Genomic DNA, 13,784 nt, shown 5'->3' with positions numbered 1-13,784 from the left:
GACCCTCTCCCGGCGGGAGAGGGAGAAAGGCGGCATGGCGCCCTGACGGTATCCTCTCCCCAACGGGGAGAGGGAAAGGGTGAGGGGACGGCCTCTTAGCGTTTTGAACCGTAATACACTTCATTCCAGCGCAGCGCGTCCTTGAAGGACGGCAGACGGGTATCGTTGTCGATGACCGTCAGCTCGATATTGTGCAGCTCGGCGAACTGGCGCATATCGTCGAGATTCAGCGCATGGCTGAAGACGGTATGGTGCGCGCCACCGGCGATGATCCAGGCTTCCGAAGCGGTACGCAGATCCGGCTGCGCTTTCCACAGAGCGTTGGCCACCGGCAGCTTCGGCAGATCGTGCGGCGTCGGGACGGTTTCAATGGTGTTGACCAGCAGACGGAAGCGATCTCCCAGATCGATCAGGCTGGCGACAATCGCCGGGCCGGTCTGGGTATTGAAGATCAAACGCGCCGGATCCGCTTTGCCGCCGATACCCAGCGGCTGGACGTCGAGGATCGGTTTCTCAGCGGTAGCGATCGTCGGGCACACTTCCAGCATATGCGAACCGAGCACCAGATCGTTGCCGTTGTCGAAGTGGTAGGTGTAATCCTCCATAAAGGAGGTGCCGCCCTGCAGACCGGTTGACATCACCTTCATGATGCGAAGCAGAGCGGCGGTTTTCCAGTCGCCTTCACCGGCAAAGCCGTAGCCCTGCTGCATCAGGCGCTGCACGGCGAGACCCGGAAGCTGTTTCAGGCCGTGGAGATCTTCAAAGGTGGTGGTAAAGGCGTGGAACCCGCCCTGCTCGAGGAAGCGTTTCATCCCCAGCTCAATGCGCGCGGCGTCCAGCACGTTCTGGCGCTTCTCGCCGTGAACCTGCGCCGCCGGGGTCAGACGGTAGCTGCTTTCATATTCATCGACCAGCGCGCTGATATCGCCGTCGCTGATGCTGTTGACCACCTGCACCAGATCGCCGACCGCCCAGGTGTTCACTGAGAAGCCAAACTTGATCTGCGCCGCGACTTTATCGCCGTCGGTCACCGCCACTTCGCGCATGTTATCGCCGAAACGGCACACTTTCAGATGGCGAGTATCCTGTTTGGAGACCGCCTGGCGCATCCAGCCGCCGATGCGCTGGTGGGCTTCTTTATCCTGCCAGTGGCCGGTGACCACGCTGTGTTGCTGGCGCATACGGGCGCCGATGAAACCGAACTCGCGGCCGCCGTGCGCGGTCTGGTTCAGGTTCATAAAGTCCATATCGATGCTGTCCCACGGCAGCGCGGCATTGTATTGCGTATGGAACTGCAGCAGCGGCTTATTGAGGATGGTCAGGCCGTTGATCCACATTTTTGCCGGCGAGAAGGTATGCAACCAGACCACTAACCCGGCGCATTTGTCATCGTAGTTGGCGTCGCGGCAGATATGAGTGATCTCGTCCGGGGTGGTGCCCAGCGGCTTAAGGACCAGTTTGCAAGGCAGTTTGGCTTCCGCATTCAGGCTGTTCACCACATGTTCGGCATGCTTCGTCACCTGGCGCAGGGCTTCCGGGCCGTACAGATGTTGGCTGCCAATAACGAACCATACTTCATAGTTATCAAAAATCGTCATTTTCGTATCCTTAATGGGTGAGCGCTGCCTGAGATTGCGGGGCTTTTTCCGCCTTTGCAGCCGAAGGGAGATAGTGTTGTTCAGCGCTGACCGACCACTGCTGGTAGCGCTGATAGAGTTGTTCGAAACGTTGCGCCTGCGCCGGGCGTGGCTGCAGGGTGGTTTCCACCTGGCTTGCCATCCGCTGCTGGGCGGCGGGAATATCGTCATAGACGCCGGCGGCGACGGCGGCGAAGATAGCCGCCCCCAGCGCACAGCACTGATCGGAGGCGACAATCTGCAGCGGGCGGTTCAGCACATCGCAGCAGGCCTGCATGATGACCTGGTTTTTCCGTGCGATACCGCCGAGGGCCATCACGTTGTTAACCGGGATCCCCTGCTCGGTGAAGCACTCCATAATGGCGCGGGCGCCAAAGGCGGTGGCGGCGATGAGGCCACCGAACAGCGCCGGCGCGTCGGTCGCCAGGTTAAGATCGGTGATCACCCCTTTCAGACGCTGGTTGGCATTCGGCGTGCGGCGGCCGTTGAACCAGTCGAGCACCACCGGCAGGTGATCGAGGGACGGATTATTGGCCCAGGCTTCGGTGAGCGCCGGCAGTAACTGTTTTTGGCTGGCTTTGATTTGCTCGCGCAACGCCGGCTGCTGCTGAGCCAGTTGTTCCAGCGGCCAGCCGAGAATGCGGCCAAACCAGGCGTAAATATCGCCGAAGGCGGACTGGCCTGCCTCCATGCCGATAAAGTGCGGAACCACGCTGCCGTCAACCTGCCCGCAGATACCTTTTACCGTGCGCTCGCCGACGCTCTCTTTATCGGCAATCAGGATGTCGCAGGTGGAGGTGCCGATGACTTTCACCAGCGCGTTAGGTTGCGCCCCGGCGCCAACGGCGCCCATATGGCAGTCGAAGGCGCCGCCGGAGATGGCCACGGTCTGCGACAGACCCAGACGCTGGGCCCACTCTGCGCTCAGCGTGCCGACCGGCACATCGGCCGTCCAGGTATCGGTGAACAGCGGCCAGGCCAGATGCTGGTTAATGATGGGATCAAGCTCATCGAAGAAGCTGGCCGGCGGCAGACCGCCCCAGCTTTCATGCCACAGCGATTTATGTCCGGCGCTGCAGCGGCCGCGGCGCAGATCCTGCGGACGGGTGGTGCCGGAGAGCAGGGCGGGTACCCAGTCGCAAAGCTCTACCCACGAGGCGGCAGCCTGGGCGACGGCGCTATCTTCGCGGGTGACGTGAAGGATTTTGGCCCAGAACCATTCGCTGGAGTAGATACCGCCGATATAGCGCGAGTAATCCTCTTTGCCCGGCTGGTGACACAGGCGGGTGATCGCCTCGGCTTCCTCGACCGCGGTGTGATCCTTCCACAGGACAAACATGGCGTTAGGGTTGTCAGCGAATTCTTCGCGCAGCGCCAGCACGTTGCCCTCGGCATCAACGGGAGCCGGGGTTGAGCCGGTGCTATCGACGCCAATGCCCACGACGTCGGCGCGCTGTTCGGCGCTCAGCGAAGCGAGCACGCTTTTCAGCGCCGCTTCCATGGACTCGATGTAATCTCGCGGGTGGTGGCGGAACCGGTTGTTAGCCCCATCGCAATACTGTCCTTCCCGCCAGCGCGGATACCACTCTACGCTTGCCGCCAGCTCTGCGCCGGACGCGCATTCCACCGCCAGGGCGCGGACTGAGTCACTACCAAAGTCGAGGCCAATCGCAATTGCCATCTTGTTACTCCATGCAGAAATCATTCATGCAGCAACAGTAGATATCCCCGGCAAAATCCGTCAGGCCGGATTCGCTAATCTTATGGATTATTTTGCTGTCACCTCGCAAAGTGTGACGCCGTGCAAATATTCGATGTGGACTTTCCTGCCGTATTTATAGACACTTTTGTTACCCGGTATATCACGGTGGAATGCACGCTGCTGGCGCTTTTTCGCTTACCGTGCGGCTTTTTAGCGAAATTCCCACCGCCGTCGCAGTCGCGACAGGGCCGAGAGCGATAAAATGATGAATATGGACAATTGGTGTCACTAATACCTTCGGGGAGAACCACGCGTATGGCCGAAACGCAAAACGATCCGCTGCTGCCGGGCTACTCTTTTAACGCTCATCTGGTCACCGGCCTCACGCCGATTGAGGCGCAGGGATACCTGGATTTCTTTATCGACCGCCCGCTGGGCATGAAAGGCTATATTCTCAACCTGACGATCCGCGGCGAGGGTGTTATCAACAACCACGGCGAACAGTTCGTCTGCCGGCCGGGTGATATGCTGCTGTTCCCGCCAGGGGAAATCCATCACTACGGCCGCCATCCCGACGCCAGCGAGTGGTATCACCAGTGGGTCTACTTCCGGCCGCGCGCCTACTGGCACGAGTGGCTCAACTGGCCGACGATCTTCGCCCAGACCGGCTTTTTCCGTCCGGATGAACAGTGGCAGGCGCGCTTTGGCGAACTGTTCGGCCAGATCGTCGATGCCGGGCAGGGGGCGGGGCGCTATTCCGAACTGCTGGCGATAAATCTGCTGGAACAGCTGCTGCTGCGGCGCATGGAGGCGATCAACGAATCGCTGCATCCGCCGCTGGATAACCGGGTGCGCGACGCCTGCCAGTACATCAGCGACCATCTGGCGGACAGCCATTTTGATATTGCCAGCGTCGCCCAGCACGTCTGCCTGTCGCCCTCGCGTCTGTCGCACCTGTTCCGCCAGCAGTTGGGGATCAGCGTGCTCGGCTGGCGGGAAGATCAGCGCATCAGCCAGGCCAAACTGCTGCTGAGCACGACACGGATGCCGATCGCCACCGTCGGGCGCAACGTTGGCTTTGAAGATCAGCTCTATTTTTCGCGCGTATTTAAAAAATGCACCGGCGCCAGCCCGAGCGAATTCCGTGCAGGATGTGAATAAAAAGTAAAGAAAGTGAAATGATGACCCGCTTAAATATCACAGCCAGTAAACTATTAAGACAATTGGTGGCTTGACGAGGGCGCGATGGCTCCGGAGAATCCGGGCTTCGTTTTTTAACCGGGTACATTATGCAAGCATTGCTGGAACACTTTATCACCCAATCCACGGTCTACTCGTTGTTAGCCGTGATGCTGGTGGCCTTTCTCGAGTCGCTGGCGCTGGTGGGGCTTATCTTACCCGGAACGGTGATGATGGCCGGCCTTGGGGCGCTTATCGGCAGCGGTGAGGTTAACTTCTGGCAGGCGTGGCTGGCGGGGATTGTCGGCTGTCTGCTGGGCGACTGGATCTCATTCTGGCTCGGCTGGCGCTTTAAAAAGCCGCTGCACCGCTGGTCGTTTATGAAGAAAAACCGTGCCCTGTTGGAGAAGACCGAGCATGCGTTGCATCAGCACAGCATGATCACCATTCTGATCGGCCGCTTTGTTGGGCCGACGCGACCGCTGGTGCCGATGGTCGCCGGGATGCTCGATCTGCCGGTGGCGAAGTTTGTGCTACCGAATATTATCGGCTGCCTGCTCTGGCCGCCGCTCTATTTCCTGCCCGGCATTCTCGCCGGGGCGGCGATTGATATTCCGGCCGATGAAAACAGCGCCAGCTTTAAATGGCTGCTGTTGGGGGCGGCGCTGCTGGCCTGGCTGGCAGGGTGGCTGTGCTGGCGGCTGTGGCGGAGCGCGAAAACCTCAGGCGATCGCCTGACCCGCTGGCTGCCGCGCGGCCGACTACTGTGGCTGTCACCGCTGATGGTGGTGGTCGCCGCGACGGCGCTGACTCTGGTCTGCCGCCATCCGCTGATGCCGGTCTATCTGGCGATCCTGCACAAGGTTATTGCGCGCTGATGCCCATCAGATGTGAGGCGCTGCTGTTGCCGCTTAACAGCTCGGCGGTGGCGCCATCCCAGACAATCCGCCCTTCGGCGACCACTATCGAGCGCGGCGCGATGCGCGCGGCATCTTCCACGCTGTGGGAGACCATCAGCAGAGTGAGCTGCTGCTGCTCGCAGACATCGGCGACCAGGGACAGCATTTCCTGACGCAGCGCCGGGTCAAGCGCTGAGAAGGGTTCATCCAGTAACAGCACCGGCTGCTGGCGCACCAGACAGCGGGCCAGCGCCGCGCGCTGCCGCTGACCGCCGGAAAGCTCGCCCGGCAGGCGTTCCAGCAGCGCATCAATTCCCATCTGTCCGGCCATTGCCGCCACCTGCGCCTGCTGCTCGCGGCTCAGTTTCAGGCCCGGGTGGATCCCGAGGCTGATATTCTGCCGAACCGTGAGATGGTTAAACAGGTTATTCTCCTGGAACAGCATCGAGACCGGACGCTGCGCCGGCGGCGTCGCGTTATGCGCCTCGCCATTGATCCGCAGGCTGCCGCTGGCGGGCGGTAGAAAACCGGCGATCAGATTCAGCAGGGTGCTCTTTCCGGCGCCGCTGGGGCCGAGCACCGCGATGCGCTCGCCGCGCGCGACGTCGAGGGTAAAGCGCATCGGCAGATGCTGGTACAGCCAGGTCACATCATTGAGTTTTAGCATCACGCCCCGGAAGTTTTTCAATCAGCGTAAATAATAAGAAACAGAGCAGCAGCAGGAGCAGGGCGGTGACGGCGCCGTCCTGGCTGCGGTAGGCGCCTATCTGCTGGTAGAGATAGAAAGGCAGGGTGCGGAACGCCTCGTTGCCGAACAGGGCCACCACGCCGAAGTCACCAATCGACAGCACGCAGGCAAAGGCGAGCGCCTGGGCCAGCGGGCGCCGGAGGGCGCGAAGCTCAACCACCCGCAGCCGCGTGAAGCCTTCAATCCCCAACGACTGGCACAGCATACTGTAGCGAGCGGTCACGTCGCGCATCGGGTTTTCCAGCACTTTGAGCGCGTAGGGGATCGCCATCAGGGCATTGGTGAAGATGACGATGCCGTCGGCGGACTCCGGCAGTCCGACGCTGTTACTGAGCAGCAGAAAAAAGCCAGTGGCCAGCACAATCCCCGGCATGGCAAGGATTAACATGCCGCTCAGCTCCATCGCCTGCCCGGCCAGCGGCCGCTGGCGGGCGCGCAGCTCCCGGCTGCTCCACAGCAGCATCATCGTCAGGGTTACGCTCAACAGCCCGGCGGCGATGGCGATGCGCAGAGAGGTACTCAATGCCTGCCAGAGCGCCGGCTGCGCCAGCACGTTCAGCATGTTGCGGTTGATCCCGTCGACGATGACCGCCAGCAGAGGCGGGAGCAGCAGCAGCAGGGCGGCGCCGATCAAGAGTCCGTCGCTCAGGCGGCTGTGCAGACGATCGTCAGGGTCGCGCCAGCCGCGGACATGGCTGACGCCGATAGCCACCGCTTTACTGAGGCGCTGGCTGAGCAGCACCAGCCCCAGGCAGCAAAGCATCTGGATCAACGCCAGCATTGCCGCGCGCGCCGGATCGTAGTCAAAGCTCAGCGCCTGGTAGATAGCCAGCTCAATTGTGGTGGCCTTCGGGCCGCCGCCCAGCGACAGCACGGTGGCGAAGCTGGCGAAGCAGAGCATAAAAATCAGCGCAGCGACGGCGGGAATGTGCCGGCGCATCCACGGCCATTCGACGAGGCGGAAGAAGGCATAACCGCGCATGCCAAGCTGGGCGGCAATTTGCCGCTGTTCACCAGGGATACTCTCCAGCGCCTGCAGCAGCAGGCGGGTGGCCATCGGCATATTGAAAAAGACGTGCGCCAGCAGGATGCCCTGCAGACCGTAGGGCGAGAAATCCCACTGCCAGCCGAGCGCGTGAAACAGCGAGGCCAGCCAGCCCTGGCGGCCATAGACGCTGAGGATGCCGAACACCGCCACCAGCACCGGCAGGATCAGGGTCATCGCGCACAGGCGCAGCAGCAGTGTGCGGCCCGGGAAGCGACGCCGGTAAAGGGCGCGGGCGAGAAAGATGGCCGGCACCACCGAGAACAGCGCTGACAGCGACGCCTGCCAGAAGGAGAAGCGCACCACGTGCCACAGGTAGCTATCGCTGAAGACCGATTGCCAGCCCGCGCCGGGGGCGCTAAACCACAGCGCCAGAAACGCCGCCAGCGCGACGGCGCAGAGCAGGGTGGCGGCAAAAAGGCCCGGCAATAGCCCGCGAAGGTTTAGCGGCTGACGGCGCGTTGCCATGCGCTAATCCAGGTCTGACGCTCGCTGGCGACCTGCTGCGGGGTAAACGACAGGGTGGTCTGCGGCTTCACCAGGGTATCAAACCCGGCCGGCAGCGCGACCTGAGTCACCGGATACATCCAGTTCCCGGTGGGGATGGCGTTCTGGAAGCCAGGCGAGACCATAAATTTGAGGAACTTCTCCGCCAGTTCCGGCTGCTTGCTGGCGGCGGTACGCGCGGCAACTTCGACCTGCAGATAATGGCCTTCAGCGAAGCTCGCCGCCGCATAGTTGTCTTTCTTCTCTTCAATAATGTGGTAAGCCGGCGAGGTGGTGTAGCTTAAGACCAGGTCGCTTTCCCCTTTCAGGAACAGACCGTAGGCTTCACTCCAGCCCTTGGTGACGGTGATCGTTTTCGCCGCCAGCTTCTGCCAGGCCTCGGGCGCTTTATCGCCATAGACCTTTTGCATCCACAGCAGCAGGCCCAGCCCCGGGGTGCTGGTGCGGGGATCTTCGTAGATGACGCGCCATTTCTGCGGGCTCTCAACCAGCTCTTTCAGGCTTTTCGGCGGGTTAGCCAGTTTATTTTTGTCATAGACGAAGGCGAAATAGCCGTAATCGTAGGGGACAAAGGTGTCATTATCCCATCCGCCTGGCACGCTGACCGCGCTGGCAGGTACGTGGCTTTTGGCGAACAGTTTACTCTGCGCCGCGGCTTCCAGCAGGTTGTTATCCAGGCCAAGCACGATGTCGGCCTTGCTGTTCTTGCCTTCCATGCGCAGGCGATTCAGTAGCGAAACGCCATCTTCCAGGGCGACGAACTTCAGTTCGCAGCCGCAGTCCGCTTCAAAGGCTTTTTTGACCGCCGGGCCGGGGCCCCAGTCGGCAGAGAAGGAGTCATAGGTATAGACGGTGAGGACAGGCTTAGCCAGAGCGGGCATGGCGACCAGCGCCAGCAGCGGGAGTAATTTTTTCAACACTTTGCACCTCAGAAAAAAGGGGTGGCAAAGGATTTTGAGTGAGCCTCAAATCCCTTCGCCGGCGTTATCCGGATCAGGTTCGACGGGTATTTTCTCAGCCCATACGCTTCATCCTTCAAGCCGCATCTGCGTTAGCTTCGCGCGTTCACCCCTGTCACATAGTTATCTATGCTCCAGGGGATTCACCCGCTTGCTGCCGTGATGCAACTTGAATGATATTGCGTATGTTTATTAGCACCCCGTTGAGAACGGCCTTAGTGTAATGATTTTGTCAGATGACGGAAAGCGCTTACGGCTCCGGCGGCGCAAACCACGCGGATTTAAAGTCGAACCAGCCGAGGGTGTTCATCCGTACGCCGCGCATACTGCGCTGCCCCTGAATCATCAGCCAGTGGTGGATCAGCGGCACGATATGTTGCCCGGCCAGCAGCCGCTGGCTCCAGGTGGCCGGATTAAACTCTCCCGCGCGCCAGCGGCAGGCGTCTGCCTGCCAGTCAATGGGGATGCAGCGCTGAATGAGCGGGACTTCGTACAGATAGGCGAAGAGTGAGAATTCGATCGGTAAGGTGAAGTTAACGCTGTTAAGCCAGATATCGCTGACCACCTCGCCGCGATGCCAGGCATCATACTCCAGCTCCTGGATCTCCAGTTTTACCTGATGCGCTGCCAGCAGGTCGCGCATAATCCCGCCGATCACCCGATGTTCGACGTGATCGCGGTAATAGGTGAGGGTGACGGTCTCCAGCCCCGCCGGCTTCTCGCAGGCGTGGTTGCTGGCGTGATGCCAGCGCGGCAGCAGGCCGTAGGCGGGAAACCAGTTGCCCTGGTAGTGTTCGCCCGCATGGTAGAGCAGGTTGGCGGGCTGAAACAGATAGCTTAACCAGCGACGCACCGCGTCGTTGGCCCCCAGCGGGCTTCGCGAGTCGAACAGCAGGTAATAGCAGCCCTCTTCCAGGCGACTCTCCACCGCTTTTTCGCTTTCGGTATTGCCCTGCAGCGTCAGGCCGCCATTGGGCTCTTCACTAATTTCCGGCAGCACCCAGACGTTCACCTCATCGATCAGCGCCCGGTAGCCAAAATAGTCTTCAAAGGCATGGATCTTGAGCTGGTTCTGATTGTTACGCACCACGGCATAAGGGCCGGTGCCGACCGGCATGGAGGAAAAGTGGTTCATGGTCTGCCACTCCTGCGGCAGCACCATCGCCGGCACCTGACCCAGCAGCCAGGGCAGCCAGCGGTCGGGCTGGCGCAGATGAATATCCAGGGTCCAGGCGGTGGGCGATTCGATGCGTTCGATATGTGAATAGAGCGGCAGGGCATTGCTGCGCTGCAGAGAGGCGATCACATCCGCCATCTCCAGCTCACGGCCGTGGTGAAAATGGATGCCGGGACGGAGGAAAAAGCGCCAGTGGGTGGGGGTCAGTTGCTGCCAGTGGTGGGCAATATCGGCTTCCAGTTCCCCATTTTCCTCATTTACCCGCGTCAGGGCGCTGAAAATTTGCCGGGCAATATGCGTTTCCGAACGCCGCAGCGCACTGCCGGGCAGTAAATTCTTCATCGGACGATAGTAGAGCACGCGCAGGATATGGCGTCCCTGGCGAAAGCTGCGGCCAAGATGAGAGATCAGCATCTGGCGGACGGCGGCCTTATCGCCGACCAGCTGCACCAGCTGATCGATGCGATCCTGCTCGAGGAGATCTTCGGCACGCTGCTGCTGCAGGGCGAGGCCGGTATAGAGAAAGGTTAGCCGCGAACGCTTGCCGCGGCCTGCCTCCGCCTCCCAGGCCAGCCAGCCGCGGGACTCCATCATATTGAGCAGGGTGCGCATATGGCGACGCGAGCAGCTCAGCATTTCCGCCAGCTCGTTGAGGGTGGTCTCCTGCGACTTGCCGTCGCAGCACTGCCATAAGCGGATGAACTGTTGTTGCAGACGGCTGGAAGACATAAAAGGGGAACTCCTGCGCAAAACTCAGCAATTTATTACTCCCCATATTAAGCCAATAATGAATCCCGATGAAGCGAGGAGGTGAATATGATGAGGTCTACCGCAAAATCGTTCTACCAGCGCTATTTTTCTGCGACGCAGGATGCGTCCTGGCTGGCCCGCCTGATGGCAGGACGACAACAGGAAATCCTGGGAGAACTGATGCAGTGGGGAGTGACGTCAAAGGCCTCTGATCATTGACTTGCAGACATCATGTGTGACTGAGTATTGGTGTTATACTCGTCGTTTTTCACGCTGCAGGGGCGTTGGCCGCGACCGCTCGTTTCGCTGTCGATGCGCTCAGGGTCTGACGTTCTGGCCACGCTCACCCTTTCAGGGCCAGCACAAGCGCTGTGCAAAACGGTTAACCGTTTTGTCCTGCAACATGAAACCCATAGAGTATAGAATCACCCGCCAGCAGAAATCCTCTGCTGGCTTTTTTCGTTTACTTCGCGTGTGTTAAGGACATTCCATGCTGTGGTTGATGACGATGGGACGACGGCTAAACGGCGTGTATGCCGCCTTTATGCTGGTTGCTTTTATGATGGGCGTGGCGGGCGCGTTGCAGGCGCCGACGTTGAGTTTGTTTCTCAGCCGCGAAGTAGGGGCGCAGCCGTTCTGGGTGGGCCTGTTCTACACGGTAAATGCCATTGCCGGGATCCTGGTGAGTCTGGCGTTGGCTAAGCGCTCTGATAGCCGCGGCGATCGGCGGCGGTTAATTATGCTCTGCTGCCTGATGGCGGTGGGCAATGCGCTGCTGTTTGCCTTCAACCGTCACTACCTGACGTTAATTACCTGCGGGGTGATGCTGGCGTCCATCGCCAATGCCGCCATGCCGCAGCTCTTCGCCCTGGCCCGGGAGTATGCCGACAGCTCGGCGCGGGAAGTGGTGATGTTCAGCTCGATCATGCGCGCCCAGCTGTCGCTGGCGTGGGTTATTGGCCCGCCGCTGGCCTTTATGCTGGCCCTCAATTATGGCTTTACCACCATGTTTTCCATTGCGGCGGGCATCTTTGTGATTAGTCTGGCGCTGATTGCCATTAAACTGCCCTCGGTCCCGCGGGTGGAACAGCCTTCGGAAGAGGCGGCGGCGCTGGTGCAGGTCGGCGGCTGGCAGGATAAGAACGTGCGCATGCTGTTTATCGCCTCCACGCTGATGTGGACCTGCAACACGATGTATATCATTGATATGCCGCTGTGGATCAGTAACGATCTCGGTCTTCCCGACAGCCTTGCCGGGATCCTGATGGGCACCGCCGCCGGACTGGAAATACCGGCGATGATCCTCGCCGGCTACTACGTGAAGCGCTTTGGTAAACGTAAAATGATGGTGGCGGCGGTCGCGGCCGGTGTGCTGTTTTATGCCGGGTTGATTCTGTTTCATGGCCGTACGGCGCTGCTGGCCCTGCAGCTATTTAACGCGGTCTTTATCGGTATTATCGCCGGGATCGGTATGCTGTGGTTCCAGGATTTAATGCCGGGCCGGGCGGGGGCAGCGACCACCCTGTTCACCAACAGTATTTCCACCGGCGTGATCCTCGCCGGCGTGATGCAGGGGGCGCTGTCGCAAAGTTATGGCCATGCCAGCGTCTACTGGACGATCGCCGCGATTTCGCTGGTGACGCTGTTTTTGACCAGCAAGGTGAAGGATATCTGACAATCTGCCTTGCCCCGGCGAGCCGCGTCGCCGGGGCAAGCTGACTACTCCAGGACGATACGCTTGATATCGCCGATGATAAAAATGTAGGCAATCACGCCGATCAGCGCCGTCAGGCCGACGTAGATCAGCGCGTAAAAGAAATTACCCGTTGCGGAGATAATCACACCAATTATCAGTGGCGCAATAATAGATGCCATATTGGCGCAAAAATTAAATATGCCGCCGGTGAGGCCTGCCATATTTTCCGGGGCAATATCAGAAATTAAGGTCCAGCCCAGACCGACCATCCCCTGGCCAAAAAATGCCACCGACATAATAATGATTACGGTGCTGTTAGCGCTTACCCAGTTCGCCGCAATAATACAGCTGGACAGTAGTAAACCGGAAATTATTGGTAACTTTCGACTGATGTTGACGGAGCCGGTTCGCTTCAGCAACCGGTCCGAGATCCAGCCGCCGAAGAGGATGCCGATCGCGGCGGCGAGGAAGGGCCAGGTGGCGAAGAATCCAACGTGAAGCCAGGGGAGATGGCGCTCGTTGGCAAGATAGCTGGGAAACCACGTCAGAAAAAACACCAGCGTGGTGTTCCCGGCAAACTGGCCCAGACTGGCGCCTACGATCTGACGACAGCCCAGCAGACACCTGGCGTCACGCCAGTTAAATGGAACGTTCTGGATTTTATTGTTAATGTTGTTTGCGCCGATGTAATCCAACTCTGCTTTATTAGCCGTGCGTGATTCATGCGGTTCGTGATAAAAACGCCACCACACCAACGTAAATAAAATACCTAATCCGCCGGTGAGAAAAAACAGCGTTCTCCAGCCATGGTGTTCGAGGATTAAAAATAACAGCGGCGAGAAAGCGGCCAGCCCTATATATTCGCCAACTGTATATGTTGCCGTCGCCCGCGCGCGCTCATGCTGGGGAAACCAGGTGCTGACGATGCGGCTGTTGGCCGGAAAGCAGGGTGCTTCGCTGACGCCAAGCCCCAGGCGCAGGAGGAGCAGGGTTTTCAGCCCGAGGGTAAAACTTTGCAGCAGAGTAAACAGCGACCAGAAGAAAATAGACAGGGCATAGGTGAGCTTGTTACCAAAACGGTCTAAAAATACCCCGCCAGGGATCTGCGCCAGCGCATAGGTCCAGGCAAAGGCGGAGAAAATGATGCCCATCATCGCTGGATCGATATGAATTTCCTGGGTTAATTGTGGGGCGACAATACCCAGGATGGTGCGATCGAGATAATTGATCATCGTTCCGACGGACAACAGCAGTAAAATAACTATCCGAACGCGGCTTCTTTTTTTCGTCCCCGATGAGGAAGTGAGGACTTCCTGAGAGTTTGACATACTCATAGCGAGTTCCTTTAAAGTTTAAAATATTTTTGCATATATTCGCACATGCAAAAACATCTCCAGGAACTATAGATAGTATCTATGAATGGCAACGCTTTGTTGCACATTCATACGCTTCACAAAAGAATATTTGATGTAACGCCGATATTTA

The 13,784-nt window shown here is 59.3% G+C and carries 11 protein-coding genes; 4 read left to right on the top strand and 7 right to left on the bottom strand.

Annotated elements, in window-relative coordinates; translation table 11 throughout:
* Nucleotides 1-95: 95 nt before the first annotated feature.
* Complete coding sequence (gene araA / locus SP68_RS21650) at nucleotides 96-1,598, bottom strand: L-arabinose isomerase (protein WP_008807461.1); 1,503 nt, start codon at nucleotides 1,596-1,598, stop codon at nucleotides 96-98.
* A 10-nt stretch (nucleotides 1,599-1,608) separates the two neighbouring features.
* The gene (gene araB / locus SP68_RS21645; protein WP_012968947.1) at nucleotides 1,609-3,318 is read right to left on the bottom strand and encodes a ribulokinase; all 1,710 of its coding nucleotides are present in this window, start codon (nucleotides 3,316-3,318) and stop codon (nucleotides 1,609-1,611) included.
* 336 nt (nucleotides 3,319-3,654) lie between these two features.
* Between araB and araC the strand changes: the two genes are divergently transcribed.
* Nucleotides 3,655-4,500, top strand: coding sequence for an arabinose operon transcriptional regulator AraC (araC, locus tag SP68_RS21640; protein ID WP_004204301.1), 846 nt, complete (start codon nucleotides 3,655-3,657; stop codon nucleotides 4,498-4,500).
* Between the two features lie 128 nt (nucleotides 4,501-4,628).
* Nucleotides 4,629-5,396 (top strand): DedA family protein, encoded by a 768-nt coding sequence (locus SP68_RS21635; protein WP_008807458.1) that lies wholly within the window; start codon nucleotides 4,629-4,631, stop codon nucleotides 5,394-5,396.
* On the opposite strand, the gene thiQ is transcribed toward SP68_RS21635, so the two are convergent.
* From thiQ to sgrR, 4 genes are all read right to left on the bottom strand, one after another.
* Nucleotides 5,383-6,084, bottom strand: coding sequence for a thiamine ABC transporter ATP-binding protein ThiQ (thiQ, locus tag SP68_RS21630; protein ID WP_023322058.1), 702 nt, complete (start codon nucleotides 6,082-6,084; stop codon nucleotides 5,383-5,385). The genes SP68_RS21635 and thiQ overlap by 14 nt on opposite strands.
* Nucleotides 6,068-7,678, bottom strand: a complete 1,611-nt coding sequence (gene thiP, locus SP68_RS21625) for a thiamine/thiamine pyrophosphate ABC transporter permease ThiP (protein ID WP_032732502.1) — start codon at nucleotides 7,676-7,678, stop codon at nucleotides 6,068-6,070. The genes thiQ and thiP overlap by 17 nt, the downstream gene beginning before the upstream one ends.
* Nucleotides 7,654-8,637 carry a thiamine ABC transporter substrate binding subunit gene (thiB, locus tag SP68_RS21620; protein ID WP_023297063.1) on the bottom strand — a complete coding sequence of 328 codons (984 nt, stop codon included), beginning with the start codon at nucleotides 8,635-8,637 and terminating at the stop codon, nucleotides 7,654-7,656. Before thiB ends, thiP begins: the two co-directional genes overlap by 25 nt.
* Before the next feature lie 289 nt (nucleotides 8,638-8,926).
* A complete protein-coding gene (sgrR, locus tag SP68_RS21615) occupies nucleotides 8,927-10,582 on the bottom strand; it encodes an HTH-type transcriptional regulator SgrR (RefSeq protein WP_008807454.1) in 1,656 nt (551 codons plus the stop codon).
* An 87-nt stretch (nucleotides 10,583-10,669) separates the two neighbouring features.
* Here sgrR and sgrT point away from each other — a divergent pair, with 87 nt between their 5' ends.
* On the top strand, nucleotides 10,670-10,822 hold the full coding sequence (gene sgrT / locus SP68_RS26955) for a glucose uptake inhibitor SgrT (protein WP_012542866.1): 153 nt from the start codon (nucleotides 10,670-10,672) through the stop codon (nucleotides 10,820-10,822).
* Between the two features lie 271 nt (nucleotides 10,823-11,093).
* On the top strand, nucleotides 11,094-12,278 hold the full coding sequence (locus SP68_RS21610; protein ID WP_040972919.1) for a sugar efflux transporter: 1,185 nt from the start codon (nucleotides 11,094-11,096) through the stop codon (nucleotides 12,276-12,278).
* 44 nt (nucleotides 12,279-12,322) lie between these two features.
* Here SP68_RS21610 and SP68_RS21605 read toward each other — a convergent pair whose 3' ends face one another.
* Entirely contained in the window at nucleotides 12,323-13,633 is a 1,311-nt protein-coding gene (locus SP68_RS21605; RefSeq protein ID WP_040972921.1) for an MFS transporter, read from the bottom strand.
* Nucleotides 13,634-13,784: the final 151 nt, after the last annotated feature.

This window comes from Klebsiella variicola, from assembly GCF_000828055.2.
GTDB classification, from domain to species: domain Bacteria; phylum Pseudomonadota; class Gammaproteobacteria; order Enterobacterales; family Enterobacteriaceae; genus Klebsiella; species Klebsiella variicola.
This window is presented reverse-complemented; position numbering and strand designations above follow the sequence as displayed.

Coding starts and splice junctions, on each gene's coding strand:
- araA (WP_008807461.1), bottom strand. CDS start 1,598: ATGACGATTTTTGATAACTATGAAGTATGGTTCGTTATTGGCAGCCAA.
- araB (WP_012968947.1), bottom strand. CDS start 3,318: ATGGCAATTGCGATTGGCCTCGACTTTGGTAGTGACTCAGTCCGCGCC.
- araC (WP_004204301.1), top strand. CDS start 3,655: ATGGCCGAAACGCAAAACGATCCGCTGCTGCCGGGCTACTCTTTTAAC.
- SP68_RS21635 (WP_008807458.1), top strand. CDS start 4,629: ATGCAAGCATTGCTGGAACACTTTATCACCCAATCCACGGTCTACTCG.
- thiQ (WP_023322058.1), bottom strand. CDS start 6,084: ATGCTAAAACTCAATGATGTGACCTGGCTGTACCAGCATCTGCCGATG.
- thiP (WP_032732502.1), bottom strand. CDS start 7,678: ATGGCAACGCGCCGTCAGCCGCTAAACCTTCGCGGGCTATTGCCGGGC.
- sgrR (WP_008807454.1), bottom strand. CDS start 10,582: ATGTCTTCCAGCCGTCTGCAACAACAGTTCATCCGCTTATGGCAGTGC.
- sgrT (WP_012542866.1), top strand. CDS start 10,670: ATGATGAGGTCTACCGCAAAATCGTTCTACCAGCGCTATTTTTCTGCG.
- SP68_RS21610 (WP_040972919.1), top strand. CDS start 11,094: ATGCTGTGGTTGATGACGATGGGACGACGGCTAAACGGCGTGTATGCC.
- SP68_RS21605 (WP_040972921.1), bottom strand. CDS start 13,633: ATGAGTATGTCAAACTCTCAGGAAGTCCTCACTTCCTCATCGGGGACG.